We start from the raw sequence: 24,257 nt of genomic DNA, 5'->3' as shown, positions 1-24,257 counted from the left end.
GCGAGGACCTCTGTCAGTTGCCTTGTGGGGTGGGTTCATCGGTGACATCGGGATCGACCTGCTGCGCCGGGGTGATCCCTGCGGCCCGGATCGGCCCGTCGCGCAGCCCCAGGTTCCGGGTGGCAGGCACCTTGTTCATCATCCGCAGGATGTAGAAAGTTCCGGCGCCGAAGATGAAGAAATAGACCACGATGAAGGCCGTGAGTGAGGCGGCGACTGCCGGCGCTGCCACCGGTGCCAGACTGTCGGACGTGCGCAGCAGCCCGTAGACGGTGAAGGGCTGCCGCCCGACCTCTGTGGTGATCCAGCCGGCCAGAACCGCAACAAAGCCCATCGGTGCCATCAGGATCGAGGCCCGCTGGAGCCCGCGGTTTTCATAGAGCTGCCCGCGCAGACGCCCCCAGAGCGACCAGAGCGCAAGGCCGAGCATGGCAAAGCCAAGGCCGACCATGACCCGGAAGCTCCAGAAGACGATGGCTACCGGCGGCTCATCTTCATCGGGGATCGTATCGAGCCCTGCCAGCGGTGCGTTCAGGTCATGTTTCAGGATCAAGCTGGAGAGTTTGGGGATTTCAATGGCATAGTCGATTGTCTTGGTCTCGGCATTGGGCAGACCAAAGAGGATGAGCGGGGCGCCGTCGGGATGGCTGTCAAAATGGCCTTCCATGGCCATCACCTTGGCGGGCTGGTGTTCCAATGTGTTCAGCCCGTGCATATCGCCGGCCACGATCTGCATCGGCGCCACCAGAACCAGCATCCACATCGCCATGGAGAACATCCGCCGCGCCGCCACATCGGTCTTGTCGCGCAACAGGTGCAGACTGCCGACACCGCCCACCACCAGTGCCGTGGTCAGGAAGGCCGCCAGCACCATATGCACCAGACGATAGGGGAAGGACGGATTGAAGACGATCTGCCACCAGTCCTGCGGTACGAATTGGCCCACCTCGTTGATGGCATAGCCCGCCGGCGTCTGCATCCAGCTGTTCACGCTCAGGATCCAAGTGGCCGACATCAGCGTGCCAAAGGCCACCATGGCGGTTGCAAACATATGCAGCCCATCGCCGACGCGGGCACGGCCAAACAGCATGATCCCGAGAAACCCGGCCTCCAGGAAAAACGCCGAAAGCACCTCATAGGCCATCAGCGGCCCGAGCACCGGGCCGGTCTTGTCCGAGAACACCGACCAGTTGGTGCCAAACTGGTAAGACATCACGATGCCCGAGACGACCCCCATGCCAAAGGCAACGGCGAAGATCTTTTTCCAGTATTCGAACAGCGTGTAATAGGTGTCGTCCCGGGTCCGCAGCCACAGCGCGTTCAGCACCGCGAGGTAGCTGGCAAGCCCGATGGAAAACGCCGGGAAGATGATGTGAAACGAGACGGTGAACGCAAATTGCATGCGTGCCAGTGTCTCGGCTGTCAGCCCATCGAACATATCTGGTCACTTTCCTAGAAACTGCGCCGCCCGCCTCGGTCTGGCCTGCCGGACAGTGGCGGAGCGAGCGATCCATTGGCACAGAAGTTAGTACGTGGTGGAGAAGTTGCAGGTGGCAGAAAGCCGCAGCGCGGCGACAGGTCTCAGTTATTCCAAGCCTATTCCGCTATGCTAGGCCTCGCGCAGCGACGCGGCAAGCGCGGGTTCAGGACCATCAGGGGCGGATTTACCTGCCGGTTCCCCCATCCCCATCAGACCGGACCTGCGGAGCGCGGGCGGCGGCACATTGGCGCAGGCAGAAACGGAGATGCAGATATGACCGAGGCACAGGCCCCCTGGATAGAGCGCTTTCCCGGCTTGGCCCGACTGGATGACAAGACCAAGGCGCATATTCTTGCGCAGTCGTCTCAGTTGAGCCTGCCCCGGGGCACGGTGATCTTTGGCCCCGGCAAATCCCCGGAAAACATGCTGTTCCTGCTGGATGGCACCGTACGGGTGCAGCAGGTTTCCGAGACGGGCCGCGAGATCCTGCTGTATCGGATCAACGCGGGCGAAAGCTGCGTGCTGACCACCGCCTGCCTGCTGGCTTATGAGGACTATGCGGCAGAGGGTATTGCCGAAACCGCAGTAACCGCAGCCATCCTGCCCCGTGCAGTGTTTGACGCGCTGGTCGCCGCCTCTGCTGATTTTCGCAGCTTTGTGTTTTCGGCCTTCTCCAAACGGATTACCGATCTGTTTCTGGTGATCGACGAGGTCGCGTTTCAGCGCGTCGATGTGCGACTGGCACAGGCGCTGCTGGATCTGGCCGCGGCTGGCGATCACCTCGCCGTGACCCATCAACAGCTGGCGGTCGATCTGGGCACCGCGCGCGAGGTGGTCTCGCGGCAGATCCAGGAGTTCCAGCGTCGCGGCTGGGTGCAACTGGCACGCGGCCGTGTCGATATCCTCGACCGCGCGGCATTGCAGCGGCTGGCTGCGGGTGGCGCGCAGCAAGGGTGACTTAGTCACAGACATCTGCGCAGAACCGGCGTTTTCTGGTGGGAGACATCGCAAAGGAGTGACCAGATGACCAGAAACATAGGTACGCTTGACCGGGCCATTCGGCTGATGCTCGGTGTTGGGCTGATCGCCGCCCCCTTTCTCAGTGATTATGCCATCTTTGCCGCAGGCTGGGCGAAACTGCTGTCGGTGGCGCTTGGCAGTGTCATGCTGCTGGTGGCGCTGACGCGCAGCTGCCCGATCTATACGATCCTTGGCCTGCGCAGCTGTCGGCGCTGACCGGTTGCGGCGCGCGGCGCTGTCACGTCTCGCGCGCCCTTGACCCGACGTGATGATCACTGTTCAACATCATGCCAAGCGCCCTGAGCGCCAAACGCTACCGAACCGCCCCCCGGTCCGGTGTCACGCGAAGAAAGACCTGAATGCCTCCTCTGCTGATCCGCTATGTGCCGCTGCTGACCTGGGGGCGGGCGTATAGCCGCCTGAACCTCACCAATGATCTGATCGCTGCGGTGATCGTGACGATCATGCTGATCCCGCAATCGCTGGCCTATGCCCTGCTGGCCGGATTGCCGCCCGAGGCCGGGCTATATGCCTCTATCGTGCCGATCCTGCTTTATGCGGTGTTTGGCACCAGCCGGGCGCTGGCCGTCGGACCTGTGGCGGTGGTCTCGCTGATGACGGCCGCCAGCCTAAGCGAGATCGCAGCGCAGGGCAGCATCGGCTACGGGGTTGCAGCACTGTCGCTGGCGGCGCTATCCGGCGCGATCCTGTTGGCGATGGGGCTGCTGCGGCTTGGGTTTCTGGCCAATTTCCTGTCACATCCGGTGATTGCCGGTTTTATCACCGCCTCCGGCGTGTTGATCGCCACCAGCCAGATCAAACATGTGCTGGGGGTGAATGCCGACGGGCACACGCTGCCCGAACTGCTCCTGTCGCTGGCACAGAACCTGCCTGAGCTGAACTGGCCGACGGCACTGATCGGGGTTGGGGCGACGGGGTTTCTGGTCTGGGTCCGGCATGGGCTGAACCCCGCCCTGCGTGCGCTTGGGGTCGGCGCACCGCTGGCCGGCTTCCTGACCAAGGCCGGACCGGTCGCCGCCGTGATTGCCACGACGCTTGCGGTCTGGGGGCTGGATCTGGCGGAGCGCGGGGTCAGAATTGTCGGGGCCGTCCCACAGGCGCTGCCGCCCTTCACCCTGCCGGATCTGTCGTATGAGCTGCTGGCGCAGCTCATACTGCCGGCGGTGCTGATCTCGGTCATTGGATTTGTCGAATCCATCTCCGTGGCGCAGACCCTGGCGGCGAAACGGCGCCAGCGTATTGACCCGGATCAGGAGCTGATCGGACTTGGCAGCGCCAATCTCGGCGCGGCCTTTACCGGCGGTTTCCCGGTGACGGGGGGATTTTCCCGCTCGGTCGTGAATTTTGATGCCGGCGCCGAAACCCCGGCTGCGGGGGCGTTTACCGCCATCGGGCTGGCCATTGCCGCCGTTGCGCTGACACCGCTGATCTACTTCCTGCCAAAAGCGACCCTGGCGGCGACCATCATCACGGCGGTTCTTGGATTGGTCGATTTCTCCATCCTGCGGCGGAGCTGGGCCTATTCGAAGTCGGATTTTGCCGCAGTGCTGGCCACCATCGCGCTGACCCTGCTGCTGGGGGTTGAGGCCGGGGTCACCGCAGGGGTGCTGCTGTCGATCCTGCTGCATCTTTACAAATCCTCGCGCCCGCATATTGCCGAGGTCGGGCGGGTGCCGGGCACTGAGCATTTCCGCAATGTCCTGCGTCACGAGGTGGAAACCCACCCCAGCCTGCTGACGCTGCGGGTGGATGAGAGCCTGTTTTTCGCCAATGCGCGATTTCTGGAGGACTGCATTCACCGGCGGGTCGCCGATGATCCGCAGATCGACCATGTGGTGCTGCAATGCTCAGCGATCAATGACATTGACCTGAGCGCGCTGGACTCGCTGGAGGAGATCATGCACCGGCTGTCGGAGATGGGGGTCACCCTGCATCTGTCGGAGGTCAAAGGACCGGTGATGGACCGGTTGCGGCGCGGCGATTTTCTGACGCATCTGAGCGGTCAGGTCTTCCTCAGTCAGCACGACGCGGTAGAAGCCCTATGCCCGAAAGATGCGGCGATGCGAATCTCAGCCCCCGGGCTGCACGGCGGATAATCTGGTGCCGGACACAGACAGCGGGCCGCTGACTGTCGCGGCCTGCTGTTCGGCGGTTGGCTATGCGCGGATTGCGACCGGCGAGAGGTTTTCGCGCCGCTCTGATCGGGTCAGGCAACCACCTGGACAAACTTGCGCTTCGACATCTTGGCACTGCGGGCCGGGGCCACTTCGACCAAGCGCAGCGGACGGATACCGATATTGTCGATTCGCTGGATTTCGCCACCGCTGGTGAGGCTCTGATCACGCCAGACCATCCGCACCCGCTCATCCGAGGTCACCATCGCGGAGCCTTCGACCACCCGCCAGTAGGTGCCAAGGGTCGCAACAGACAGCGGCAGGCTCTGCCCCGGCAAGACGGTCAGATGTTTGACAATGTGATGAGCGCCGGTGTCGAGGGTCTCGCTGCGGCCCCAGCTTTCGGTTTCGATTTCGCTGCTGTTGCGGGAGGCGCCCTCGCTCAGCTGATCGGCGTACCAGCTGGCCAGGCTCGCAGCGTCACTGACGCCGGTTGCGGTCTGGGTCAACTCGGCGGGGCCCTGCGCGCCATCCTTGCGGCTGTGCGGCATGGTCTTGCACCAGGTCGCCTCGCCCGAGACGCTGCCGGCCAACCAGGCCTCCCACTCGGCGTCGCTGGCAACTTCCGGTTCCACCTGCCAGGCCGACATCTCGTCCCAGCCTGCATCCATTTCGACCACGGACAAGCGCGCGGCATGGCACAGGATCGCGCTTTCGAAGGTGCTGCTGCGGGCCCGACGGTAGCTGTCGGCATCAAGCGCGAGGATCCCGTCGACTTTCATACCGCGGGTGGCGGCGGCCTTTGCGGGCATCAGAATGCGGGCGGCGTATTTCTTGTAGGCGGCCATCAAAGTGTCGAGCCGCGCCAGATAGATACCAGTGCTCCAGAGTTTGGCGGCAGGCTGATCACGCCAGCCATCAAAGGCCGGGTTGCGCTGATCGAGGAAGCTGCTGACCGGGGTGGCGCCTTCTGAGTTGAGGCTGCGTGCACATTCGATATAGCCGTGGCTGCGGCAGGCGCGATCGGTCTGCACGCCGAGCATCACGATTTCGCCGTTCTGGGCCGCCTGCATCCCCTGAGCCAGAGCATCCTGAAGCTGATCCGCATCGTCAAAATCCTGATCCGCAGGCAGGATCAGCACCAGGCTGTCGGCAGCCGCCTTCAGGCTGTGCAGCGCTGCAATTGTGCCGGCAGCGGTTTTGGTGGCGCCCGGCTCCAGCAGCAGCTGGCCCGCGACCTTCATCGCCTCCATCTGGGTGGCCGCCACCTCGGCAAAAGCGCCGCAGGTGAGCACGGTCGGGGCGTGGAACTCGGCAGTGGCAACGGCCGACAGCAGGGTCTGGAAGCGGCTTTGGACGCCGGCAGCATCCTCAAAGTGCATCGGCACCATGTCGGCGCCATTGGTGACATCGGCGTCTGTGGCTCCGGCGAGAACGATGGGATAGATCATGCTGCATTCCTTTCGGCGTATCGTGGCGTATCTGGCTTGAACCAGGGATGACGTGTTGATCTCACACTAGGGAAGTCGGTGCTTGCGATCTTCTATCCAGTGGGCGTTTTGAAGCGCGAAAAAGGATAGTACCCGCACAACCTTAGCGTTGGGCCTTGGCACAATTCATCATAGAAATGTTTCAAATTTCCTTAAAATACGGTCGTGACAGGCAGAGATGCCTTGAGTATGTTCCCGATATGTCCGCATCTACCTCCACCCCTGTGTCGTCGATCCGCAATCTCGGCCCCGCCTTTGAAGAGGCCTGTCGCAAGGCAGGGATCACCTCGGCCGAGGCGCTGCGCGCCCTGGGGGCCGATGCCGCCTACACCCGCCTGCTGGAGGCTGGCAACAGACCGCATTTCATCGGCTATTATGTTCTGGTGATGGCGCTTCAGGGGCGGCCCTGGAACGACTGCAAGGGGGCGGAGAAGGCGGCGCTGCGCAAGCGGTTCGATGCGCTGAAGGCGGGCAGTTTCGATGCCAATCGCTCGGCTCTGGAACGGGCGCTGGACGAGATCGGCGTGATCGAACGGCGTTGAATCCGGGAACATTTGCCGAATGATGCGCGTTGTCCTCGCAACAGCAACCGCACATCCGGGAGAATTCTCATGGATCTTATCCGTATCATCGCCGCCGTCATCCTGCCCCCGCTGGGCGTCTTTCTACAGGTCGGTCTGGGCAAGCATTTCTGGCTGAACATCCTGCTGACCCTGCTTGGCTACATTCCGGGTATCGTCCATGCCGTCTGGGTCATCGCGCGGGAGCCGCAGCATGCCTAACCTGCAGATCCCGCAGGAAGACCGCCTGCAATCGCTTGAGCGGCTGGCCCATGGGATGGACCGCGCATTTCGCCTGCCGGTGATCGGCACGCGGATCGGCTGGGACAGTATCCTGGGGCTGGTCCCCGGCGTCGGCGACGCGCTGGCGCTGGCGCCTGCGGGGTATATCGTGCTCTCGGGCTATCGCATGGGGGCCTCATCCGGGACGCTGGTGCGGATGGTCGGCAACATCGGCATCGACGCGCTGATCGGCACCGTGCCCCTGATCGGTGACATTTTCGACATCGGCTGGAAGGCCAACCTGCGCAATGTTGCCCTGCTGAGGCGGCATCTCGAAAAAAAGACGATGGCGGGCGAGCCTCTGGCCAAACGGCTGGCCCGCAGAGGGTTCGACCATATCAAGGCCCCAACCCGCAGAACACTGAAGGCCGCCCGTGATCTGCCGCGTCGGCTGCACGCGGGCCGCGCGCGCCCGGCCGCAGAGCCGCGCCACGGCTGATCGCTGCCGCTTACTGGCATCATGACCATCTGATACCCGTGACCGCAAGAAAAAGGCCGCGCCGGATGATCCGGAGCGGCCTTTTCCAATTTTGGTCAGGCTGAAACAGCGGTGGCTTAGCCGACCAGCTCCAGACCGGAGAAGAAATAGGCGATTTCAACCGCTGCGGTTTCCGGTGCGTCGGACCCGTGAACGGAGTTTTCGCCGACGGATTCGGCGAATTCGGCGCGGATGGTGCCGGGAGCCGCGTCTGCGGGGTTGGTCGCGCCCATGATTTCGCGGTTCTTCGCGATGGCGTTTTCACCTTCCAGAACCTGCACAACAACCGGCTCGGAGGACATGAATTCGCAGAGTTCGTCGTAGAAGGGACGCTCAGCGTGGACAGCGTAGAACACGCCGGCCTGCTCTTTGGTCATGTGGATGCGCTTCTGCGCGACGATGCGCAGACCAGCGTCCTCGAACTTCGCGTTGATCTTGCCGGTCAGGTTGCGACGGGTTGCATCGGGTTTGATGATCGAAAAGGTACGTTCCAGAGCCATTTGGCATACTCCTGCAATTTGGGTCGCGGGATGGACCTCCCGGGACCGGAAACTTCGCGCGCCGCCTAGCATGGCTTGCGCGCCATGGGAAGGGGGTTGTTGCACTGCCGCTGCCCCGTGCGGGCCATCGGCGGGCCAAAGTAGCAGGCCAGAGTCGCGACATATATGTCCGTTCGGACGCATCGCGGCACGCTTTGGCCCATTGGACGCCCCGAGGCCAATTGACAGCACCGGGTCACTGGGTCACACCGCTGCCATGTTACGTATCAGCGATATCTCCTATGCGGTCGAAGGCCGTCTATTGTTCGATGGCGCCAGCGCCACGATCCCCACAGGCCACAAGGTCGGATTGGTGGGCCGCAACGGCACCGGCAAGACCACCCTGTTCCGCCTCATCCGCAATGAGCTCTCGCTGGAATCCGGCAGCATCTCGCTGCCCAGCCGGTCGCGCATTGGCGGTGTCGCGCAGGAAGCGCCAGCCTCGGGTGTGTCGCTGATCGATACGGTGCTGGCCGCCGATACCGAGCGCGCCGAGCTGCTGGCGGAGGCCGAGACCGCACAGGATCCGGGCCGGATTGCCGAAATCCAGACCCGCCTTGCCGATATCGACGCCTGGTCCGCCGAAGCGCGTGCCGCCTCGATCCTGAAGGGGCTGGGGTTCGACTATGAGGCGCAGCAGCGCCCCTGTTCGGATTTCTCCGGCGGCTGGCGGATGCGGGTCGCGCTGGCGGCGGTGCTGTTTTCGCAGCCCGATCTGCTGCTGCTCGATGAGCCGACCAACTATCTGGACCTGGAAGGCGCGTTGTGGCTGGAGGCCTATCTGGTCAAGTATCCGCACACCGTGATCATCATCAGCCACGACCGCGAGCTGCTGAACCGCTCAGTGAATGGCATCCTGCATCTCGAAGATCTCGGGCTGACGTTTTATTCCGGCAACTATGATCAGTTTGCCCGCCAGCGCGCTGCCAACCGCGCCAATCAGGCGGCACAGGCCAAGAAGCAGGACGCCCGCCGGGCGCATTTGCAGGCCTTTGTCGATCGGTTCAAGGCCAAGGCAAGCAAGGCCAAACAGGCGCAGAGCCGCGTCAAGATGCTGGAGAAGATGGAGACCATCCGCGCGCCCGAAGACGCCGCGCGCACAGTCTTCACCTTTCCCGAACCCGAAGAACTGTCGCCGCCGATCATCGCCACCGAGGGCGCATCGGTGGGCTATGACGGCACCACGATCCTGAGTCGGCTGGACCTGCGCATTGATCAGGACGACCGCATTGCGCTTCTGGGCAAAAACGGTGAGGGCAAATCCACCCTCTCCAAGATGCTGTCGGGCCGGCTGGATGTAATGACGGGCAAGATGACCCAGTCCAGCAAGCTGCGGATCGGCTTCTTTGCCCAGCATCAGGTCGATGAGCTGCATATTGACGAAACCCCGTTGCAGCATCTGCAACGCGAACGCCCCAATGAGGGCCAGGCCCGTCTGCGCGCAAGGCTGGCAGGCTTTGGTCTCGGGTCGGATCAGGCGGATACCGAGGTCGGGCGCCTCTCTGGTGGGCAAAAGGCGCGTCTGTCGCTGCTGTTGGCCACCCTGCCCGCGCCGCATCTGCTGATCCTCGACGAGCCGACCAACCACCTGGATATCGAAAGCCGCGAGGCGCTGGTGGAGGCGCTGACCGCCTATTCCGGCGCGGTCATTCTGGTCAGCCACGATATGCACCTGCTCAGCCTTGTTGCCGACCGGCTGTGGCTGGTCTCCGGCGGCACGGTGAAACCCTATGAGGGCGATCTGCCCTCCTACCGCGATCTGCTGCTCACACGGGACAAACCGGCGGGCAAATCCAAGGCCAAGGCGGAAAAGCCCAAACGCCCGTCGCGGGATGCGCTACAGGCGCTGCGCGCCGAGGTGCGCAAAGGCGAGGCACGGCTGGAGAAGGTCAGCGAAATGCGCGACAAACTGGCCAAGAAACTGGCCGATCCTGCCCTCTATGATGAAGATCGCAAGGATGAGGCGCTGGTCTGGCAACGCAAATACGCCGAGGTGATGGAGGCGCAGGACCGGGCAGAGGATCTGTGGCTGAAGGCGGTTGAAAAACTGGAAAAGGCAGAAGCGCTATGATCGATACCGCCTTTCTGATCACCTCCTTTGTGACGCTGTTCGTGATTGTCGATCCGATTGGATTGACGCCGATCTTTCTGGCACTGACCCAGGGCATGACGCCAGCGCAGCGGCGGGCGATTGCCCTGCGCTCCACCATCACCGCTGCGGTGCTGCTGGCGGTGTTTGCGGCCTTTGGCGAGGCGGTGCTGGGGTTTGCCGGGATTTCCATGGCCGCCTTTCGCATCGCGGGCGGCGTTCTGCTGTTCCTGACCGCGCTCGACATGTTGTTTGAACGTCGCAACAAGCGGCGCGAAGACCGCAGCGAGGAAGATGACTTTGACGATCCCTCGGTCTTTCCACTGGCGATCCCGCTGATTGCCGGGCCGGGCTCAATTGCCACGGTGATCCTGCTGACCGGTCAGCAGCCGGGGTTTGCCGGATTTGCCATGGTGATGGCGGTGGTCTTTGCAGTGCTGAGCATCCTGTTGCTGATGTGCCTGTTTTCCGGCCTGTTTGAACGGCTGCTGGGCAAGACCGGCATTACTGTTGTGACACGGCTGCTGGGGATGCTGCTGGCCGCGCTGTCGGTGCAATTCGTGCTGGACGGGTTGCAGGCCTTTGGATTTGCCGGGGGCTGAGCCTCTCGCAACTTTCCGGGTGCCTCCCCATATTGAGGGGAGAGATCGGCGCAAGGCAGGAGAAACAGGTTGGACGGCATCGAAACTCCACGATTGATCTATCTGGTCTTGCTGCTAGTCGCGGTTGGCTCTTGGGTGTTTGTGCAGAACCGGCAGGGGCTGGGCAAAACCGTGCAGCAGCTGGCGATCTGGGCGTTCATCTTTCTTGGCGTGATAGCCGGTTACGGCCTGTGGGAGGACATCCGCAGCACGGTGCAGCCGCAGCAGGTGGTGATGCGCGACGAGGGGCGCGTGGATGTGCCGCGTGCGCGCGACGGGCATTATTATCTGACCGTCGATGTCAACGAGGTGCCGGTGCGCTTCCTGGTCGATACCGGCGCCAGCGCCGTGGTGCTGAACGGTGAAGATGCCCGACGGGTTGGCATTGATCCCGAAAGCCTTGCCTATCTGGGACGGGCGCGCACCGCCAATGGCGAGGTGCGCACTGCGCTGGCCACGGTCAAGAGCATGTCGCTGGGCGGCATCACCGACCGCGATATCACGCTTTCGGTGAACGAGGGGCAGATGGATCAGTCGCTCCTGGGAATGGATTACCTGCAACGCTGGTCCAGCATCGAGATCCGCAACGGATCGCTGATCCTGACGCGCTGAGGCCAGCGCCGCCCCCCTTCGCGGGTTGATACCTAGGCGGTTTTCTCGGCCTTTTTCTCCCAGCGCCCGCTCTCTTCGGACCAATATTGCGCTGAGCATCCCGCATCGGTGAGGGCTTTCCACTGCACCCTTGCGCGGGCCACCGCGTCCGGGTTGGTGCCGTCAAACAGAATGCAGACCCGCTCCAGCGCGGCAACCTCCTCCGCCGTGACATCGGCGCCATCCACCGCCATCAGGCAGCTGGTGCCGGGCACCGGCGTCGTCTCATGGCTGAGCAGAACGGGCTGAAGCGCATCATGGGGGCCGCCGAGAATACCATGCGGAAGAAACTGCTCCTCCGGCCCAAGCCACAGCCGTTCGTCCAGCTGCGTGATCCGCGGCAGGTCCACCCCGCGCACGACAATGCGCCACCCGGCGCCAAGCGCCTTGTCGAGGAGGACCGGCAGCGTCTCTTCAAGCGAACGCCGGGTCAGATGGTAGAAATAGGCCGCCCCCATGGTCTGTATCTCTGCCTGTCTCAGTCCGTCTCGAACATATTCTGCACCAGCCGGTTCAACGCCATGACGCCCCAGCCGGTCGCGCCTTTGGGGGCGTAGTCGGTGTCTGTCTTGACCGAGGCGACGCCTGCGATATCCAGATGGATCCAGGGGGTGTCTTCCTTGACGAAACGTTGCAGGAACTGCGCGGCGGTGATCGACCCGGCCGGGCGTCCACCGATGTTCTTCATGTCGGCAATGCGCGATTTCAGCATGTCGTCATAGGCCTTGCCCAGAGGCATCCGCCAGGCGCCCTCGCCCTCGGCTTCGGCGGCTTTCAGGAAGCGGTTGCAGAAGGTGTCGTCATTGGAGAAGACGCCCGCGTTTTCATGGCCAAGGCCGATGATAATGGCGCCAGTCAGGGTGGCGAGGTCGATCATGCCCACCGGTTTGAAGCGCTCCTGCGCGTACCACATCACGTCGCAGAGAACCAAGCGCCCCTCGGCGTCGGTATTGATCACCTCGACGGTGTCGCCCTTCATGGATCTGATGACATCGCCCGGGCGGGTCGCGTTGCCAGACGGCATGTTCTCGACCAGCCCGACAAGACCGACCACATTGGCTTTCGCCTTGCGCAGGGCCAGCGCCCGCATGGTGCCCGCAACAACGCCGGCACCGCCCATATCCATGGTCATGTCTTCCATGCCCGCGCCCGGTTTCAGCGAGATGCCGCCAGTGTCAAACACCACGCCCTTGCCCACCAGCGCCAGCGGTGCGGCATCGGTTTCGCCGCCGTTCCACTGCATCACCACCACTTTCGACGGGCTGTCGGACCCCTGCCCCACGCAGAGCAGCGTCCGCATGCCCAGCTCTTCCAGCTGGTCCTCGTCGAGCACCTCAACCTTCAGTCCGAGGCTTTCCATCTCCGCCAGCCGATTGGCAAATTCGGTGGTGGTCAGCACATTGGCAGGCTCATTGACCAGATCGCGGGTCATGTGGACACCTTCGGCCACGGCTGCCAGCGGGCCATAGGCGGCCTCGACATCGGCGGGGGATTTATGGGCGATCACCACCTCAGCGTCGGAGGGGGTCTTGTCGCCGGTCTTGTGATCGTCAAAGCGATAGTCGCGCAGCGCCATCCCCAGCGCCAGATCCGCAGCGCGTGGCATGGAGCCTGCCATCACCGTCACCGATTTTCCATCGCTGCGCGCGGCCAGCTTAGCGCCGGCCTTGCGCGCCTCGATCGCGCTGATCTTGCGCGGGGTGACCAGAATATCCAGCGCCTCGGCTTTCATGCCAGCGGGCCAGGCCAGCGAAATCACATCGCCCGCCTTGGTCTTCTCAAAACCCTTTGCTTCAACAAGACGTGCCAGCGCCCCTTTGGTCAGCCGGTTTGCCGTGCGCGCTGCCTGCCCCAATGTCCCCTCCGGGGTGATCTGAACCACCACACGGCCCTCAATCTCGGAGAGGGTCTTGGGATCAAATTCGACAAAACGTGTAGGGGTCAGCGGACGCATGTGCGGGGCTCCTGTCAGGGTCAATTCCTCAATCCCCAACAGGTAGCCTGCCTGTGCGACAATGACTAGGGCCAGATATGGTTTGACCGCCGTCGAAGGATGCGCCGAACGGGCTAGGGGGCGGCCACCGGCCGACTGTCGCGCGTCCGCAGAATGCAGTTTTCCCCGGCCAACAAATCCTCTAAGGTCTCCTCAAAACAAGGGCAGTAGGATCTGGGGGGATCGCGTGTCACGATACGACAGATATGTGCTGTCCCAATACCTGCTGTTTTTTGGGTTCTTTGCCTTGATTCTGGTGGCCGTATTCTGGATCAACCGCGCGGTGGTGCTGTTTGACCGGCTGATCGGCGACGGGCAGTCGGCCTTGGTTTTCCTGGAATTCACCGCCCTTGCCCTGCCGAATCTGGTGCGTATGGTGCTGCCGGTTGCGGCCTTTGCCGCATCGGTCTGGGTGACCAACCGGCTCAACAGCGAAAGCGAACTGACGGTTCTGCGGGCCACCGGCACCAGCCCCTGGCAGATGGCGAAACCGGCGCTGGCCTTTGGCCTGATCACCGCGCTGATGATGTCGATCCTGACCCATGTTCTGCTGCCTGCTTCCATCGCGACGCTGGAGCAGCGCGAATCCGAGGTCGCCCGCAATGTGACGGCCAAGCTGTTGAGCGAGGGTGATTTCCTGCATCCGGCGCGCGGCGTCACCTTTTACATTGGTCGGATTGACCCCGATGGGACGCTCAATGACGTGTTCCTGTCCGATCGCCGCAACCCGGCAGAAAGCGTCACCTATACCGGCGGCAAGGCCTATCTGGTGCGCGACGACGACAGGACCCATCTGGTGATGGTTGATGGCATGTCACAGCGTATCGACGCTGAGACCCAGCGCCTGTCTTCCACCATCTTTTCCGATTTCTCCTATGATATCAGTAGCCTTGCCAACAAAGCTGAAGAAAAGACCCGCAATATCCGCGCCATCCCCAGCCTTGAGTTGCTGCGCGAGATGCCGAAGCTGATCGCCGATGGCCCCTATAGTGCCGGCGCGCTGGCCGAAGAGCTGCACCTGCGGTTTGCCCGTGCCCTGGTCTGTGTCGCTGTGGTGCTGATCGGCTTTGCCTCCCTGATGCTGGGCGGTTTCTCGCGATTTGGCGTCTGGCGGCAGGCGCTTCTTGCCTTTGTGCTACTGATCTTTGTCGAGGGGCTGCGCGGCGTGGTCTCCGAGCCGGTGCTGCACAACGCCGATTTCTGGCCGCTGATCTACCTGCCGACGCTGATCGGGCTGCTGGTCGGGCTGGCGTTTCTGCAATTGGCGGCCAAGCCGCTGGGACCGCTGCTGGCGCGGCGGCGCCATAGCCGCCAAACCCGCAGGGAGCGCGCCACATGACCCTGGACCTGTATTACGCGCGCCGCTTTTTGCAATGGTTTGCAGTGATTTGCGGCGTCCTGTTAACGCTTGTGATGTTGATCGACCTGAATGAGCAGATCCGCCGGTTTGAGGCGCAGGACCTGTCGCTGGGTCAGCTGTTCGGCCTGACGCTGCTCAATACCCCTGCGGCGCTGAGTGAATTTCTGCCGTTGATCATGATCCTCACCACCATCGTGCTGTTCATCGGGCTGGCGCGCAGCAGCGAGCTGGTGGTGACCCGCGCCATTGGCCGCTCGGGCATCCGCGCGCTGGCGGCTCCGGTGCTGCTGGCGGCGCTGATCGGGGTGCTGGCTGTCAGCACGTTGAACCCGATCGTGGCGGCGACCTCCAACCGCTACCGCGATCTGGCGGAGACTTACCGCAACGGCGGCCCGGCCGCGCTGTCGCTTACCGGTGAGGGCCTGTGGCTGCGGCAAGGCGGCGCGTTGGGGCAATCGGTCATCCACGCCACCGGCTACAGCGGCGATACCGGCGATATCACGCTCCATGATGTGACGATCCTTTCTTACGGCCCCGAAGGCCGCCCGATCCGCCAGACGCTTGCGGAACAGGCGACGCTGGATGGCGGCGACTGGGTGCTGACCAAGGCCAAGGTCTGGCCGCTCATCGTGGGTGTGAACCCCGAGACCAACGCCGAGCGGCACCCGACACTGCGCCTCTCGACCACGCTGACATCGGAGCGGATTCGCGACACGCTGGGCACTGCGACCGGGATCTCCGTCTACGATCTGCCCGCCACGATCCGCGAGCTGTCCGAGGCCGGGTTCTCCACCAAGCGCTATGAGGTCTGGTTGCAGGTGGAACTGGCGCGACCGCTGTTCCTGATCGCCATGGCGCTGGTTGGCGCCGCCTTTACCATGCGCCATACGCGGTTTGGCGGCACCGGTCTGGCGGTTCTGACAGCGGTGCTGCTAGGGTTCGGGCTTTATTTCCTGCGCAATTTCGCCCAGATCCTGGGGGAAAACGGCCAGATCCCCGTGGCGCTGGCCGGCTGGGCTCCGCCGGTGGCGGCGATCCTGCTGACGATGGGGTTACTCTTACATGCCGAGGACGGATAACATGCGCCGCGCCCTGCTACTCTCGACGGTTCTGCCCTGGCTGGCGGTTGGCCAGCTGGCGCTGAGCGATGTCGCCCATGCCCAGAGCGCCCGCCCCGGCGCCGCTGCGCAATCGGCTGATACGCCCGCAATTCTGGTGGCCGACCAGCTGTTCATCACCCCGGATCGTACCCTGGTGGCCGAAGGCAATGTCGAAGCCTTCCAGGGCGATGTCAGGCTCCGGGCGCGGAAGATCACTTTTGATCAGACCCAAGGCGCCCTGCAGATCGAAGGCCCCATTCGCATCGACGAAGGCGGCGACATCACCATTCTGGCTGATGCTGCCGAGCTGGACCGGGATCTGCGCAATGGCCTGCTGGTCGGCGCGCGCATGGTGTTTCAGCAGCAGCTGCAACTGGCCTCCCTGCAGATGACCCGCGTTGGCGGCCGCTACACGCAGCTTTACAAAACCGCCGTCACCTCCTGCCATGTCTGCACCGACGGGCGGCCGCCGCTCTGGCAGATCCGGGCCGAGCGGATCACCCACGATCAGCAGGAGCGCCAGCTCTATCTGGAGAACGCCCAGCTGAGGATCTTGGACACGCCGGTGTTCTATTTCCCCGGCATCCGCCTGCCCGACCCGACGCTGGAGCGGGCCAATGGATTTCTGATTCCGTCGATCCGCACCACCTCGAACCTCGGCACCGGGGTGAAACTGCCGTATTTCCTGACCATCGGCCCACATCGTGACCTGACGCTGTCGCCCTACCTGTCGTCGCGTACCCGGACGCTGGACATGCGCTATCGTCAGGCCTTCCGCCGTGGCGAGATCGAAGTCAACGGCGCCTATACCCGGGATGAGCTCTACCGGGGCGAGGATCGCGGCTATGTCTTTGCCGAGGGGACCTTTGACCTGCCCAATGCGTTCAAGCTGCGGTTCGATCTCAAGACGGTGTCGGATGATGCCTATCTGGTCGACTACGGCCTGCGTGATCTGGACCGTCTCCGCTCCGAGGTTGTGGTGACCAAGGTCGAGCGCGACAGCCTGTTCCGCGCCAGCGCGATTTCCTACAAGACACTGCGCGATAGCGAAAATCAGGATCTGATCCCGTCCTCCGTCGGCAACCTCTACTATGAACGGCGTTTTTTCCCGACGCAGATCGGCGGCGAGCTACGCCTGTCACTGGAAACCCACGGTCATAACCGAACCTCCGACATCCGGGGCAACCTGACCGATCCGGGCGGCCGCGATATTGGCCGGGCGACATTTGATGTGGACTGGCACCGCAGCTGGCGCTTTGCCAACGGGCTGGTGGCGGACTGGTCGCTGGGCGCTGCGGCGGATGCCTTTGCGGTCTATGACGACGATGTCTTTGCCAATAACACCTCGCGCTTCAGCCCACGCAGCGCGCTCACCTTCCGCCTGCCGATGACCCGGCGGGAGCAATCCGGCGCCACGCAGTTTCTGGAACCGATCCTGCAGATCGGCTGGACTGATACCGGCGATACCGCTGTCCCCAACGACGAAAGCAATTTCGTGGAGTTCGACCGGGGCAACCTGCTGGATCTGTCGCGGTTTCCGGCCACCGATGCGCGCGAGGACGGGGTGACGGTGGCTTTCGGGCTGAACTGGGCGCGGTTCTCGCCCAGTGGCTGGCAGGCCTCTGCCACCATCGGGCAGGTGTTCCGCGACAGCGACGATGGTCGGTTCACCAAGAGCTCCGGCCTCGGCGGCACCTCCTCCGACCTCCTGATGGCCGCGCAGCTGAAGCTGAACGATGATCTGGCGATCACCACGCGGGGCCTGTTGAACGGCTCACTCAACTTCTCCAAGGCGGAGGTGCGCGGCGACTGGATGACCGACCGCAGCCGCCTGACCGGCACCTATATGTGGCTGGGCACCGATCCCGCCGAAGGCCGCGCCGAGGAGGTCTCCGAACTCTGGTTCGACGGTGCCTATGAGGTCAGCCCCGGCTGGACCGCCAGCGCCAATCTGCGCTACGACATCTCTGACGCCCGGGCCACCCGCGCAGGCCTCGGGCTGGTCTATTCCAACGAATGCGTGACGGTCGATCTTTCGGTCAACCGGCGCTATACATCGACAACAAGTGTTGAGCCGACAACGGATTTCGGCTTTACCATCGCGTTAAACGGGTTTTCCGTGGACAGCGGCAGCAAGAAGTACAGGCGATCATGCAAAAACACCTGAGTTTCCGGCCCCAAGATGCGGCCCCCTTCGTTCAGCGACTGACCCAGACCGCAACAGCCGTGGCGCTGGCAGCGGCGGTGATCTTCGCCCCCGCCCCCGCCGCCCTGGCACAGGGGCTGTTTGCCCCGGCGGTGACGGTGAATGACGCAGTGGTCACAAATTACGAGCTGCAACAGCGCGCCCGGTTCCTGACCCTGCTGCGCGATCCGGGCGATCCGCTGGAAAAAGCCCGCGAAGACCTCATCGAGGACCGGTTGAAACTCGACGTTCTGGCCCAGGCCGGGATCGAGCCGACCGAAGAAGAAATTGTCGCAGGTATGACCGAACTGGCCGGCCGCGCCAATCTCAGCCTGCAGGAATTCCTGAATGTGCTGGGTCAGAATGGCGTGGCGCCTGAAACCCTGCGCGATTTCACCCGCGTCGGCATTGCCTGGCGCGAATATGTTGCCGCTCGCTATCTGGCACAGGCTCGCCCCAGCGAGGAAGAGATCGACCGCGCCATGGGGCTTGCCGGTTCCGGTGGTGTCGAGGTGCTCCTGTCCGAGCTGATCATGCCGATCAACGCGCAGAATGCCGCCCAGGTCGAGGATATCGCCCAACAGGTCAGCCGGATCACCACCACCGGCGCGTTTTCGCAGGCCGCGCAACAATATTCGGCCACGGCCACCCGGCAAAGCGGCGGACGGCTGCCCTGGATGCCGCTGACCAACCTGCCCCCCCAGCTGCAACAGGTCGTCCTGGCGCTGCGCCCCGGTGAAGTCACTGCGCCGCTGCCGCTGGATGGCGCGGTTGCCCTGTTCCAGCTGCGTGATCTGCGCGAAACCAGCGGCGCCGCACCCAGCTATGCCGCCATCGAATACGCGGCCTACTATCTGCCCGGAGGCCGCACCCCCGAGGCGCTGGCCGCTGGCACCAAGGTGGTCAATGCGGTTGACAGCTGCGATGATCTCTATGGTGTGGCCAAGGGTCAGGATCCCTCTGTACTGGACCGCGAAACCCTGGCGCCGGGTGAGATCCCGCAGGATATCGCCATTGAACTTGCCAAGCTCGATCCCAATGAGACCTCGCTGGCGCTGACCCGCAACAATGGCCAGACCCTGATGCTGCTGATGCTCTGTGGCCGCACCGCTGAAGTGAACGCCGAAGCCAGCCGCGAAAGCGTCGGCAATGCGCTGACCCAGCAACGGCTCGGCGCCTTTGCCGACAGCCTTCTGGAACAGCTGAAAGCCGACGCGCGGATCAGCGGGGAATGAGCCGCCCTGCCCGCCCCTTGCCCATCGCGCTCAGCTGTGGGGAACCGGCGGGTATCGGCCCGGAACTGGCGGTCAAAGCCTGGCAGGACTTGCGCGACAGTTGCCCGTTCCTGTGGCTGGGCGATCCGCGACACCTGCCCACGGGAACAGACTGGCAAGAGATCGACAATGCCGCTGAGGCCGTCGATGTCAGTGCCAGCGCTGTGCCTGTGCTGCGGGTCGACTTTGCCGCCCCAACCGTGCCCGGACAGCTCAACCCCGACAATGCCGCCGGTGTCATCCGCGCCATTGAGGCCGGTGTCTCGCTGGTGCAATCCGGCGAGGCCAGCGCGCTCTGCACCGCGCCGATCCACAAGAAGGCGCTGATTGACGGCGCCGCATTTGCCTACCCCGGCCATACCGAGTTTCTCGCCCATCTGGGCGGCACGCCAAATGTCGTCATGATGTTGGCAAGCCCGGAGCTGCGGGTGGTGCCCGCCACCATCCATATCCCCCTGTCACAGGTCCCGCAGCAGCTGACGGCCGACGGCCTGCGCCGCACGATTGAAATCACCGCGCAGGGGCTGCGGGACCAGTTTGGCCTGGCCCACCCCCGGATTGCAGTTGCGGGGCTGAACCCCCACGCCGGTGAAGATGGCGCCATGGGCCACGAAGAGCTGGATTGGATGCGCGGGCTGATTGCCGATATGCAGGGCGGCGCCTATACGCTCTCTGGGCCGCACCCTGCCGACACGATGTTCCATGCCGCTGCACGCGCGCGTTATGACGCGGCGATCTGCATGTATCACGATCAGGCGCTGATCCCGATCAAGACGCTCGATTTCGATCGCGGCGTCAATGTCACGCTGGGGCTGCCGTTCATCCGCACCTCGCCGGATCACGGCACTGCCTGCGATATCGCCGGTCAGGGCATCGCCAACCCCTCCAGCCTGATCGAGGCGCTGCGGCTGGCGCAATCCATGGCGCAGCGCCGGACCCCGAACGCGGCCAGCAGCACTTGAAACTTCTTCTGGCCGGAAATATCCCCGCCGGAGGCATGAAAATCTAAGGCGCAGCCGCTGCGCCCCGTCCCAAGGTACAGATGATATGAGCGCTATCGACTCCCTTCCTCCCCTGCGTGAGGTGATCGAGACCCACCAGCTCTCGGCGCGCAAATCGCTGGGGCAGAATTTTCTTCTGGATCTGAACCTGACGGCAAAAATTGCCCGCCAGGCCGGAGACCTCAGCGAATGCGACGTGCTGGAAATCGGTCCCGGTCCCGGCGGTCTGACCCGCGGTCTGCTGGCCGAAGGCGCGCGGCGCGTGCTGGCGGTGGAGAAGGACAGCCGCTGCATCCCCGCACTCGCAGAGGTGGCCGCGGCCTATCCGGGCCGGTTGCAGGTCATCGAAGGTGACGCGCTGGAGGTGAACCCGCTCACCCATCTGACACCGCCCATCCGCATCGCCGCCAACCTGCCCTACAACGTCGGCACCGAACTGCTGGTGCGCTGGCTGACACCAAAGGCCTGGCCGCCCTTCTGGCAGAGCCTGACGCTGATGTTCCAGCGCGAGGTCGCCGAACGGATCGTCGCGCAGCCCGGCAGCAAGGCCTATGGACGACTGGCGCTGCTGGCGCAATGGCGCGCCGATGCCCGCATCGTGCTGTCGCTGCCGCCCGAGGCCTTCAGCCCGCCACCCAAGGTCCATAGCGCGGTGGTGCATCTGAAAGCGCTGGAGGCACCCCGGTATCCGGCAGATGCCGGCACCCTGAACAAGGTGGTGGCCGCCGCCTTCAACCAGCGCCGCAAGATGCTGCGCGCCAGTCTAAAGAGCGTGAGCCCCGATATTGAGGATCACCTTGTGGCGGTGGGCATTCCACCAACCGAGCGGGCGGAACAGGTCGGGCTGGAAGCCTTCTGCGCGCTGGCGCGAAGCCTGAAGAACGAATCCTGACCAGCCACGCCAGACAGGCAACGACATCCATCCCAGGCTGTCCGCAATGTGACTGACAAGAGAAAAGCCCGGTCTCAGCTGAGACCGGGCTTTTTATCTATCCCTGTATCCGTCGATCCGGTCGAACGACCGGTCTGCGGATCATTCGGCCGCTTCGGGAGCGTCTTCAGCCGTGGGTTTCGGCTTGGGCTTGCGCCGGGGTGCTGGTTTGCGTTCCGGTGCCGCGGCCCCATCTGCTGCCGGGGCATCGGCGTCCGCCTTGGGCGCGTCCGCGTTTGCCTCATCTGTCGAGCCACTGTCAGGCTTGTCGCCCTCAGCTTTGGGCTTGCGGCTGCGCGGTTTGCGCGCTGCTGGCTTTGCCGGTTTGCTGTCGCCGTCGCTGTCGGCGGCGGACTGATCGCGGCTCTCGGGTGTTTCCACCAGGCCACTGTCACCATTGCCATCGCGCGGATCCATCACGTCGGGCTGGGGCGCGGCGGACGGATCGTCGGAGCGGCTGCCCGCCTCGCGTTCCTGGCGCTCTGCGCGTTCACGGTCCCGCTCAGCCTGACGCTCGCGGTTCTGGCGTTCCTGCTCTTCGCGACGCGCATCAATTTCGCGTTGCGCTTCGTTCAGCATACGCAGGTAATGCTCAGCATGCTGTTGGAAATTCTCGGTGGCAACGCGATCATTGCTCAGCTGGGCATCGCGCGCCAGCTGATTGTATTTGTCGATGATCTGTTGCGGCGTTCCGCGTACCTTGCCTTCGGGGCCGGAGCTGTCGAACACGCGGTTGACAACATTTGCGCCTGCTGGGCGGTTCCGGTTCGACTTGGAACGCGAACGTGATTTGGACGATCTCATATGCCTAACGTCAGCCTTGATTGTATTTGTCGTGGATCCATACCAGCGCGCCTCTGCGCCGGATCATCGACCATTTTGGGCTTGATGTCGCCGGGAGGTATTCTTTACCTCACCCTAAAGCGACTTCTTTGAGTAATCATGTTCCGCCCTTTCAGACAAGGGGGTCCAGGCGATTATCGGTGCTTTTTCTTACGAAACTGCAAATTCAGGCCATTTTCACGGGTTTAGGAGCTGTTTTGGCCACAGCTGCGGCCACAGACCACCCGGTCGCGCCCATCCATATCCGGCAGGATGCGGACCTCTTTCAACCCGGCCGACAGCAGAAGATCACTGACCGCCGCACCCTGCGTCGGGCCGATCTCCAGAAAGACCCGCCCCCCTGCGGCCAGATGATCGCCGAGATCGGCGGCGATGGTCCGATAGGCGCCAAGCCCGTCGCCGCCATCCGTCAGCGCCATCTCCGGCTCATGGGCGCGCACCTCATCCGAAAGCTCCGACATTTCGTCAAGCGCGATATAGGGCGGGTTGGAGACAATCAGATCGAACTTCCCCTCGACGGCGGAAAACCAGTCCGACTGCAGGATTTCGGCACGCGCCTCAACCCGGTGCAGCACCGCATTGGCGCTCGCCTGAAGGCAGGCAGCTTCGCTCAGATCGACGCCAACGCCGGTCGCGGCACGCTGCTCGGCCAGCAGGGTGACCAGAATGCAGCCCGAACCAAGGCCGAGGTCCAGCACCCGCGAGAACGGTTCGGCCAACGCCGCCTCGATCAGGGTTTCGGTTTCAGGACGCGGATCCAGCACATCGCCGGAGACCTTGAAGCGGCGGCCATAAAACTCCCGCTCGCCAATCAGCTGAGACACCGGCACCCGGATGGCGCGCAGGGCGATGAGCTGCTCATAGCGCTCGGCGATTTCAGGCGCCAGATCTTCGGGCGCGATCAGGGTCACGCGGCTGGCCTCGATCCGGGCGGCATGGGCCAGCAGGATCCGCGCATCGCGCGCCGGGTCCGGCACACCGGCCGCGCGCAGCCGGGCCGCAGCGGCAGCCATCGCCTGAGCGGCTGTTTGCGGCGCGTTCATTGGCCCATCTCGGCCAGCAGCCGCGCCTGATCGTCCGCTGTCAGCGCGTCGATGATCTCGTCCAGATCGCCGTGCATGATCTGGTCAAGCTTATAGAGCGTCAGGTTGATACGGTGATCCGACATCCGGCCCTGCGGAAAGTTGTAGGTACGGATCCGCTCCGACCGGTCGCCAGAGCCGACCTGACTGGCGCGATCGGCGGACCGTTCACTGTCGATGCGCTGGCGCTCCAGATCGTAAAGCCGCGTGCGCATAACCTGCATCGCGATCTCGCGGTTGCGGTGCTGCGATTTCTCGGAGCTGACCACAATAATACCGGTGGGAATATGGGTGATCCGCACAGCGGAATCGGTGGTGTTCACATGCTGGCCACCGGCCCCGGAGGCGCGCATGGTGTCGATCCGCAGATCCGCCGGATCAATGCGCAGATCGACATCCTCTGCCTCGGGCAGCACCGCAACCGTGGCGGCAGAGGTGTGGATGCGCCCGCCGGATTCGGTCACCGGAACGCGCTGCACGCGGTGGACACCGGACTCATATTTCAACCGGGCAAAGACGTTTTCGCCTTTGACATGGGCGACCACCTCTTTCAGCCCGCCGAGTTCGGTTGTCTGTTCCTCGATGATGTCAAACCCCCAGCCCCGCGCCTCGGCGTAGCGCTGATACATGCGCAGCAGATCCCCGGCGAACAGGGCCGCCTCATCGCCGCCGGTGCCGGGGCGGATTTCCAGAATGGCCGGGCGGCTGTCGGCCTCATCCCGGGGCAGCAGCGCCAGTTGTAGCGCATGTTCGGCCTCGGGCAACGCCGCGCGCAGCTGGGGCAGCTCCTCCTCCGCCAGCGCCGCCATATCGGGATCGGCGAGCATGTCTTCTGCTTCCTGAAGATCGGACAGCAGGCGGCGATAGGCGCTGATCTGCTCGGCAACCGGGCGCAGATCGGAATATTCCTTGGCCAGAGCCGCAATATCGCCGCCTGCGACACCCTCTGCCATTGCGGCCTCAAGATACTGAAACCGTTGTAAAATCTGCTCGAGGCGGTCTTCGGGGATCATGCGTGCAATATCCGTATCGATCTGTCTTTTGCGCAAGGCTGCCCTTGTGATATGCTAGGGTCATGCAACATGCCAGTCCTCATATTGCGGGAAAGGATCATGCGCAGCGC

Annotated in this window: 23 protein-coding genes; 15 read left to right on the top strand and 8 right to left on the bottom strand. The window is 63.5% G+C overall.

Going from position 1 to position 24,257, the window contains the following annotated elements; genetic code table 11:
* Positions 1-13: 13 nt before the first annotated feature.
* Positions 14-1,438 (bottom strand): cytochrome ubiquinol oxidase subunit I, encoded by a 1,425-nt coding sequence (locus tag VWZ81_RS04190; protein WP_340545871.1) that lies wholly within the window; start codon positions 1,436-1,438, stop codon positions 14-16.
* Positions 1,439-1,753: 315 nt separating this feature from the next.
* Between VWZ81_RS04190 and VWZ81_RS04185 the strand changes: the two genes are divergently transcribed.
* From VWZ81_RS04185 to VWZ81_RS04175, 3 genes are all read left to right on the top strand, one after another.
* The gene (locus VWZ81_RS04185; protein ID WP_416542154.1) at positions 1,754-2,437 is read left to right on the top strand and encodes a Crp/Fnr family transcriptional regulator; all 684 of its coding nucleotides are present in this window, start codon (positions 1,754-1,756) and stop codon (positions 2,435-2,437) included.
* Between the two features lie 66 nt (positions 2,438-2,503).
* Positions 2,504-2,716, top strand: a complete 213-nt coding sequence (locus VWZ81_RS04180; RefSeq protein WP_340545873.1) for a DUF2892 domain-containing protein — start codon at positions 2,504-2,506, stop codon at positions 2,714-2,716.
* A 143-nt stretch (positions 2,717-2,859) separates the two neighbouring features.
* The gene (locus VWZ81_RS04175) at positions 2,860-4,617 is read left to right on the top strand and encodes a SulP family inorganic anion transporter (protein WP_416542153.1); all 1,758 of its coding nucleotides are present in this window, start codon (positions 2,860-2,862) and stop codon (positions 4,615-4,617) included.
* A gap of 110 nt (positions 4,618-4,727) precedes the next feature.
* Here the strand turns inward: VWZ81_RS04175 and VWZ81_RS04170 are convergent, their stop codons facing one another.
* A complete protein-coding gene (locus VWZ81_RS04170) occupies positions 4,728-6,086 on the bottom strand; it encodes an alginate biosynthesis protein (RefSeq protein ID WP_416542152.1) in 1,359 nt (452 codons plus the stop codon).
* A gap of 239 nt (positions 6,087-6,325) precedes the next feature.
* Between VWZ81_RS04170 and VWZ81_RS04165 the strand changes: the two genes are divergently transcribed.
* The 3 genes from VWZ81_RS04165 to VWZ81_RS04155 all read left to right on the top strand — a co-directional run bounded on the left by VWZ81_RS04165 (position 6,326) and on the right by VWZ81_RS04155 (position 7,406).
* On the top strand, positions 6,326-6,667 hold the full coding sequence (locus tag VWZ81_RS04165; RefSeq protein WP_416542151.1) for a TfoX/Sxy family protein: 342 nt from the start codon (positions 6,326-6,328) through the stop codon (positions 6,665-6,667).
* Positions 6,668-6,736: 69 nt separating this feature from the next.
* Positions 6,737-6,907: a YqaE/Pmp3 family membrane protein gene (locus VWZ81_RS04160; RefSeq protein WP_014874958.1), complete on the top strand. Its 171-nt coding sequence runs from the start codon at positions 6,737-6,739 to the stop codon at positions 6,905-6,907.
* Positions 6,900-7,406, top strand: a complete 507-nt coding sequence (locus VWZ81_RS04155) for a DUF4112 domain-containing protein (RefSeq protein WP_416542150.1) — start codon at positions 6,900-6,902, stop codon at positions 7,404-7,406. Before VWZ81_RS04160 ends, VWZ81_RS04155 begins: the two co-directional genes overlap by 8 nt.
* 116 nt (positions 7,407-7,522) lie before the next feature.
* Here VWZ81_RS04155 and ndk read toward each other — a convergent pair whose 3' ends face one another.
* Positions 7,523-7,945: a nucleoside-diphosphate kinase gene (gene ndk / locus VWZ81_RS04150; protein ID WP_340545877.1), complete on the bottom strand. Its 423-nt coding sequence runs from the start codon at positions 7,943-7,945 to the stop codon at positions 7,523-7,525.
* Positions 7,946-8,201: 256 nt separating this feature from the next.
* Here ndk and VWZ81_RS04145 point away from each other — a divergent pair, with 256 nt between their 5' ends.
* The 3 genes from VWZ81_RS04145 (at position 8,202) to VWZ81_RS04135 (ending at position 11,326) form a co-directional block, all read left to right on the top strand.
* Positions 8,202-10,055, top strand: coding sequence for an ABC-F family ATP-binding cassette domain-containing protein (locus VWZ81_RS04145; protein ID WP_340545878.1), 1,854 nt, complete (start codon positions 8,202-8,204; stop codon positions 10,053-10,055).
* Positions 10,052-10,675 (top strand): MarC family protein, encoded by a 624-nt coding sequence (locus VWZ81_RS04140; RefSeq protein WP_340545879.1) that lies wholly within the window; start codon positions 10,052-10,054, stop codon positions 10,673-10,675. The genes VWZ81_RS04145 and VWZ81_RS04140 overlap by 4 nt, the downstream gene beginning before the upstream one ends.
* 69 nt (positions 10,676-10,744) lie before the next feature.
* Entirely contained in the window at positions 10,745-11,326 is a 582-nt protein-coding gene (locus VWZ81_RS04135; protein WP_416542149.1) for a retropepsin-like aspartic protease family protein, read from the top strand.
* A gap of 32 nt (positions 11,327-11,358) precedes the next feature.
* Here the strand turns inward: VWZ81_RS04135 and VWZ81_RS04130 are convergent, their stop codons facing one another.
* Together VWZ81_RS04130 and VWZ81_RS04125 are read right to left on the bottom strand one after the other, a co-directional pair.
* Entirely contained in the window at positions 11,359-11,823 is a 465-nt protein-coding gene (locus VWZ81_RS04130; protein ID WP_416542148.1) for a DNA polymerase III subunit chi, read from the bottom strand.
* Positions 11,824-11,843: 20 nt separating this feature from the next.
* Complete coding sequence (locus tag VWZ81_RS04125; protein ID WP_416542147.1) at positions 11,844-13,319, bottom strand: leucyl aminopeptidase; 1,476 nt, start codon at positions 13,317-13,319, stop codon at positions 11,844-11,846.
* 226 nt (positions 13,320-13,545) lie between these two features.
* Between VWZ81_RS04125 and lptF the strand changes: the two genes are divergently transcribed.
* The 6 genes from lptF to rsmA all read left to right on the top strand — a co-directional run bounded on the left by lptF (position 13,546) and on the right by rsmA (position 21,170).
* Entirely contained in the window at positions 13,546-14,697 is a 1,152-nt protein-coding gene (gene lptF / locus VWZ81_RS04120) for an LPS export ABC transporter permease LptF (protein ID WP_416534214.1), read from the top strand.
* On the top strand, positions 14,694-15,797 hold the full coding sequence (gene lptG, locus VWZ81_RS04115) for an LPS export ABC transporter permease LptG (RefSeq protein ID WP_340545884.1): 1,104 nt from the start codon (positions 14,694-14,696) through the stop codon (positions 15,795-15,797). Before lptF ends, lptG begins: the two co-directional genes overlap by 4 nt.
* A gap of 1 nt (position 15,798) precedes the next feature.
* Entirely contained in the window at positions 15,799-17,985 is a 2,187-nt protein-coding gene (locus tag VWZ81_RS04110; protein WP_416542146.1) for an LPS-assembly protein LptD, read from the top strand.
* Positions 17,970-19,238 (top strand): peptidylprolyl isomerase, encoded by a 1,269-nt coding sequence (locus tag VWZ81_RS04105; RefSeq protein WP_416542145.1) that lies wholly within the window; start codon positions 17,970-17,972, stop codon positions 19,236-19,238. The genes VWZ81_RS04110 and VWZ81_RS04105 overlap by 16 nt, the downstream gene beginning before the upstream one ends.
* Positions 19,235-20,239 carry a 4-hydroxythreonine-4-phosphate dehydrogenase PdxA gene (gene pdxA / locus VWZ81_RS04100; RefSeq protein ID WP_416542144.1) on the top strand — a complete coding sequence of 335 codons (1,005 nt, stop codon included), beginning with the start codon at positions 19,235-19,237 and terminating at the stop codon, positions 20,237-20,239. Before VWZ81_RS04105 ends, pdxA begins: the two co-directional genes overlap by 4 nt.
* An 85-nt stretch (positions 20,240-20,324) precedes the next feature.
* Entirely contained in the window at positions 20,325-21,170 is an 846-nt protein-coding gene (rsmA, locus tag VWZ81_RS04095; RefSeq protein ID WP_340545888.1) for a 16S rRNA (adenine(1518)-N(6)/adenine(1519)-N(6))-dimethyltransferase RsmA, read from the top strand.
* 141 nt (positions 21,171-21,311) lie between these two features.
* Here rsmA and VWZ81_RS04090 read toward each other — a convergent pair whose 3' ends face one another.
* The 3 genes from VWZ81_RS04090 to prfA all read right to left on the bottom strand — a co-directional run bounded on the left by VWZ81_RS04090 (position 21,312) and on the right by prfA (position 24,147).
* Positions 21,312-22,013 carry a DUF4167 domain-containing protein gene (locus tag VWZ81_RS04090; RefSeq protein WP_416542143.1) on the bottom strand — a complete coding sequence of 234 codons (702 nt, stop codon included), beginning with the start codon at positions 22,011-22,013 and terminating at the stop codon, positions 21,312-21,314.
* Positions 22,014-22,237: 224 nt separating this feature from the next.
* Positions 22,238-23,095, bottom strand: a complete 858-nt coding sequence (prmC, locus tag VWZ81_RS04085) for a peptide chain release factor N(5)-glutamine methyltransferase (RefSeq protein ID WP_416542142.1) — start codon at positions 23,093-23,095, stop codon at positions 22,238-22,240.
* Positions 23,092-24,147: a peptide chain release factor 1 gene (prfA, locus tag VWZ81_RS04080; RefSeq protein WP_416542141.1), complete on the bottom strand. Its 1,056-nt coding sequence runs from the start codon at positions 24,145-24,147 to the stop codon at positions 23,092-23,094. Before prfA ends, prmC begins: the two co-directional genes overlap by 4 nt.
* Positions 24,148-24,257 lie beyond the last annotated feature (110 nt).

Origin of the sequence: Phaeobacter sp. JH20_34 (assembly GCF_048056095.1) — a bacterium.
In the GTDB taxonomy this organism is placed as follows: domain Bacteria; phylum Pseudomonadota; class Alphaproteobacteria; order Rhodobacterales; family Rhodobacteraceae; genus Phaeobacter; species Phaeobacter bryozoorum.
Note: the sequence above shows the minus strand (reverse complement) of the source record. Positions and strands in the feature narration are given on the sequence as shown.